Origin of the sequence: Pseudomonas sp. SWRI179 (assembly GCF_014268705.1) — a bacterium.
GTDB classification, from domain to species: Bacteria; Pseudomonadota; Gammaproteobacteria; order Pseudomonadales; family Pseudomonadaceae; genus Aquipseudomonas; species Aquipseudomonas zanjanensis.
In genome coordinates this window covers 1-5,077 of sequence record NZ_JABWRA010000111.1, presented here as the reverse complement: position 1 = coordinate 5,077, position 5,077 = coordinate 1, and the positions used below count along the sequence as shown (strand labels likewise).

The window sequence follows — 5,077 nt, the reverse complement described above, 5'->3', positions numbered from 1 at the left end:
CCGTCGTGGCGGCCGACCTGATCCAGTTGCAGCAGGTCTTTCCAGATACCGGCGAGGGCGATTTCGGTGTCGCCCAGGGGCGCTTCGTAGGATTTGCTGGCCAGGGATTCCAGGCCGGGGGCTGGCAGGGCGCGGCGGTCGAGCTTGCCGTTGGCGGTCAGGGGCAAGGCATCGAGGTGGACGAAGGCGCTGGGCACCATGTATTCGGGCAGGTGCTTGAGCAGGGTGCTGCGCAGTTGTTCGGCATTGGCCGGCTCACCGCACAGGTACGCCACCAGGCGATTGTCCTCGCGAGCGATCACCACGGCATCGGTGACACCGGCACAGCCGAGCAAGACGTTCTCGATCTCCCCCAACTCGATGCGGAAGCCACGGATTTTCACCTGGAAATCATTGCGCCCCAGGTATTCCAACGTGCCGTCGGCCAACCAGCGACCGAGGTCGCCGGTCTTGTACAGCCGCGCGTTCGGCGCGGTGCTGAACGGGTCGGCGACGAAACGCTCGGCGCTCAGCTCGGGCCGGTTCAGGTAACCCCGGGCCACGCCGGCGCCGCCGATGTGCAGTTCACCGGCCACACCCAACGGTGTCGGTTCACCAAGGGCATCGAGCACATGCACCTGGACGTTGGCAATCGGCCGGCCAATGCTCGGGCGTTCGCCGAGGTCGCGGATCAGGTCGATGGTGGCGTCCACCGTGCATTCGGTCGGGCCGTACATGTTGTAGAAACGGATGCTCGGGCAGTCGCGCAACTTCGTCCAGGTCGCGGCATTGATCGCCTCGCCGCCGAGCAGCACGCTCACCGGTTGGTAGCTGCTGCGTTCCAGCAGGCCAGCGGCGAGCAGGGTGTCCAGTTGCGACGGCGTGGAGTCGAAGGCGTGCACCTGGTGCTGCTCGAGGAAGTCCAGTAGTTCATGGCCGCTGGCACGGATCAACTGCGGGATGATCACCAGCCGGTGGCCGGAGAACAGCTGCGAGATGCCCTTGATCGACATGTCGAAGAAGAACCCGGCATTCAGCGCCACGGTGGCCGGGGACGGGCAGTGCTGGTGGGTGGTGCGGCCGAGCACGTGCCAGAAGTTGAACACCGAGCGGTGCTCGACCATCACGCCCTTGGACTGGCCGGTGGAACCGGAGGTGTAGATTACATAGGCCAGGTGTTCGGCGGTCAGGCCCGCTACCTGCGGATTCGCATCGCAATCAGCGTCATCCGCCGCTTGCAGCGATTCGCGGGTATCGAGCAACAACAGGGGCAGATCGCCGGACGGCAAGGACAAGGCCGACTGGCTCAGCAAGGCCCGTGGTTGGCTGTCGTTGAGCATGAAGGCCATGCGCTCGGCGGGATGGGCCGGATCGATAGGCACGTAGGCGGCGCCAGCCTTGAGCACACCGAGCAGGCCGACGATCATGTCCAGGCTGCGCTCGGCACAGACCGCCACGCGCTGGTCGGGCTCGACGCCGAGGGCGAGCAACTGCCGGGCCAGGTGATTGGCGCGGCGATTGAGCTGGCGGTAGGTCAGTTGCTGTTCTTCGCAGACCAGGGCCACGGCGTTGGGGTTGGCCTGGACCTGGGTTTCGAACAGGTGATGGATCGGTTGCGCGGCGCCGAAATCACTGGCGGTGCGGTTGAAGTCCGTCAGCAGCAATTGCCGCTCGCTGGCGGGCAGCACGTCCAGTTGGCTGACGAGGCGTTCCGGAGTTTTTTCAAGGGCGTCGACCAATGTGGTGACGGCCTGTGCCAGGTACGCGGCGATACGTTGCGGGTCGATGCCGGTGATGGATTGGGCGGTCACGGAGAAATCGTCGCCTTCATCCGCCACGGCCACTTCGATCGGGTAGTTGGTGCGGGCTTCGTTGCTCAGGAAGCGCACGCCGTCCCAGGCCAAGACCTGATCTTCGTTGGCCAGCGAGCCACCGTCGGTCTGATGGCGATAATTGAGCAGCGTGGTGAACAGCGGCAGGCCCGTGCCGACACCGCTGCAACGTTGGGCCAGGGCCAGGGAGGCCTGTTCGTGGGCGAGCAGTTCGCTGAGGTCGCGGTAGGTTTCGTCCACCAGCGCACTGACGCCAAACCCGGCCAGTCGTACCCGCACCGGCAAGGTGTTGATGAATACACCAAGGGCCCGGTCGGCGCCCAGCGAGCCTTGCAGACGGCCGGCGACCACCGTGCCGAACACCACGTCGTCGCGGCCGGTGCAGCGCCCGAGCACCTGGGCCCAGGCGATATGAAACAGCACCGCCGGTGTCACGCCGGCCAGGCGCGCTTGAGCGCGGATCCGCAGATTCAAGTCGCGGTCCAGACGCACGCTGGTTTCGACCACCTGGGCGCCATCGCCCTGGACGTCCAGCACACCGAACGGTGCGGTGGGTTCCTCGACACTGGCCAGGCGCCGGGTGAAATAGGCTTCATGGGCCTGGGGCGGCGTGGCGAGCACCTGGGCGACAAACTCCCGATAAGGCATCGGCGCCGGCAGCTGCGCGCCCTGGCCCTGCATCAGTTGCTGGATTTCTTCGAGGACGATGCCCAGGGACACGTGGTCGCTGATCATGTGGTGGTCCAGCAGGGCCAGCCACCAGCGTTCGGAATGCGGATCCTGGGCGATGCAGGCGCGCATCAGCGGCGCCTGTTGCAAATCCAGGCGCAGGTGGCGTGGATCGCTCAAGCGCTCCAGCTGGGCGCGCGGGTCCTCATCGGCCGCCAGGGTTATGGGGTGGATCGGCAGCGCGGCCCGGCGCTGCACCACTTGGACCGCTTGTGGCTGGCCGATCCAATGGACGGCACTGCGCAGGATGTCGTGGCGGTCGATCACCTGTTGCAAGGCGGCGGTGAAGGCATCGAGGCGCTGGCGGTTGTCGAACTCGATCATTGAGCGCACCAGGTAGGCGTCGCCTTCGTGCCCGAGCAAATGATGGAACAGGATGCCCTGTTGCAACGGGGCCAGGGGGTAGATGTCCTGCACGTTGGCGGCGCCGCCAGGCACGGCGCTGACGATCCGTTCCAGTTGCGCCGGGGTCAGTTCCACCAGGGGCAGCATGTCCGGTGTCAGCGCCGTGCAATCGGCCGGGATGCGGTTGGCCGGGGCCAGGAACAAGGGCTCATCGCTGCGATTCAAGGCCTGGGCCATCTCCCGCAGGCTGGGCGCGGTGAACACGGTGCGCACCGTGGCGCTCAGGCCCTGTTGGCGCAGGCGATCGATCAAGCTCACGGCCAGCAGCGAATGTCCGCCGAGTTCGAAGAAACGGTCATGCCGACCGACTTTCTCGATGCCCAGCAGGTCTTGCCAGACCGTCGCGACAATTTGTTCGACCTCGCCCCGTGGGGCCTCGTAGGCTCGGCTGGCGAACGCTTCCTGGCCCGGTGCGGGCAGGGCGCGGCGGTCGAGCTTGCCGTTGGGCGTCAACGGCAGGGCTTCGAGTTGGACGAAGGCGCTGGGCACCATGTAGTCGGGCAGGGCCGCCAGCAATGCGCTGCGCAACTGCTCCACCGGCACCGGTTCACCGCACAGGTACGCGATCAAGCGCTTGCTGTCCGATTGACCCGGTTGGCTCTCCTGGGCCACCACCACCGCTTCACGCACACCGGCGCAGCCGGCGAGGAGCGCTTCGATCTCACCCAGTTCCACGCGGAAACCGCGGATCTTCACCTGGTCGTCATTGCGGCCCAGGTACTGCAGGGTACCGTCAGGTAGCCAGCGGCCGAGGTCGCCGGTCTTGTACAGGCGGGCGTCCGGGTCGGTGCTGAACGGGTCGGCGATGAAACGCTCGGCCGTCAATGCCTGGCGATTGAGGTAACCGCGAGCGACACCGACGCCACCTATGTGAATCTCGCCAGCAACGCCGAGCGGGACGAGGTTGCCGCTGGCATCGAGCACATGCAACTGGGTGTTGCGCACTGGTTTGCCGATGGAGCGGAAATCGTCGTGGTCGCTTTCCATCAGGCGGATCGAGGCGTTCACGGTGGCCTCGGTCGGGCCGTAGGCATTGAACAGCGCCGGGCGATGGCCGGCACGGGCGAACCATTGGCTCACGGCCTGCTTGCCCACCGCTTCGCCACCGATCATGAACTGGCGCAACGAGGTCGGCAGCGGCACATGTCGATCACGGCTGAGCTGTTGCCAGAACACTGTCGGCAGGTTCGCGACGGTGATCCCATGCTGTTCGCACAATGTGGCGAAGGCTGCGGTGCCGGCGATCCAGGCATCGCTGCGCAGCACCAGGGTAGCGCCGGACAGCAGTGCACCAAAAATTTCTTCCACCGACATGTCGAACGTCATGGTGGCGAATTGCAGGACGCGATCGCGAGGGTTGAGGCCATAGCGTTCTTGCAGGGCACCGATCTGGTTGCACACCGAACGGTGCTCGAGCATCACCCCTTTCGGTTTGCCCGTGGAGCCGGAGGTGTACATGACGTAGGCCAGGTGCCGGGAGGTCAAGCCTTCGACCCGTGGGTCGTGGTCGTCGCCTTCGGCCGAGTCGTCCAGCGACAGTTGCGCGATTTCCAGCGGTGGCAATTGTTCCGCCAGCCGGCCTTGGCTGAGCAGTACCCGAGGCGAGCTGTCACTGAGCATGTGCTGCAAGCGATCCTGCGGATAGTTCGGGTCCAGCGGCACGTAGGCACCACCGGCCTTGAGGATGGCCAGGATGCCGATGATCATCTCGGGGCTGCGTTCCACCAGCAGCGCCACGCGTTCATCCGGGCGCAGGCCGGCGGCGATCAAGCGGTGAGCGATGCGGTTGGCCCGGGCATTGAGTTCGGCATAGCTGAGCGAGGAGCCCTGCGCCTGGACCGCGAGGGCCTGAGGCTGGGCTTGTGCATGCTCCTCGAACCATTCATGCACCAGCCGGCCTTCGGGGAAGGGGGCGTGGGTCTGGTTGAAAACGCCGAGCAATTGGCGACGTTGCAGGTTATCCAGCAACGGCAAGGTCGCCAGCGGCTGGGTGGCATCGTCGAGCATGGCATCGAGCAGGTGCAGCAAATGCTGGCCCCATCGGGCGATGGTGCTTTCATCGAACAAGTCGGTGGCGTATTCGAACTGGCCGCTGATGTGCTCGCCGTCGTCGTTGAGGGACAGGCTCACGT

At 65.6% G+C, this 5,077-nt stretch carries 1 protein-coding gene; it reads right to left on the bottom strand.

The genetic code is table 11. The features are described from left to right. On the bottom strand, positions 1-5,077 hold a 5,077-nt coding region (locus tag HU767_RS28415; RefSeq protein WP_186731099.1), incomplete at both ends, for a non-ribosomal peptide synthetase.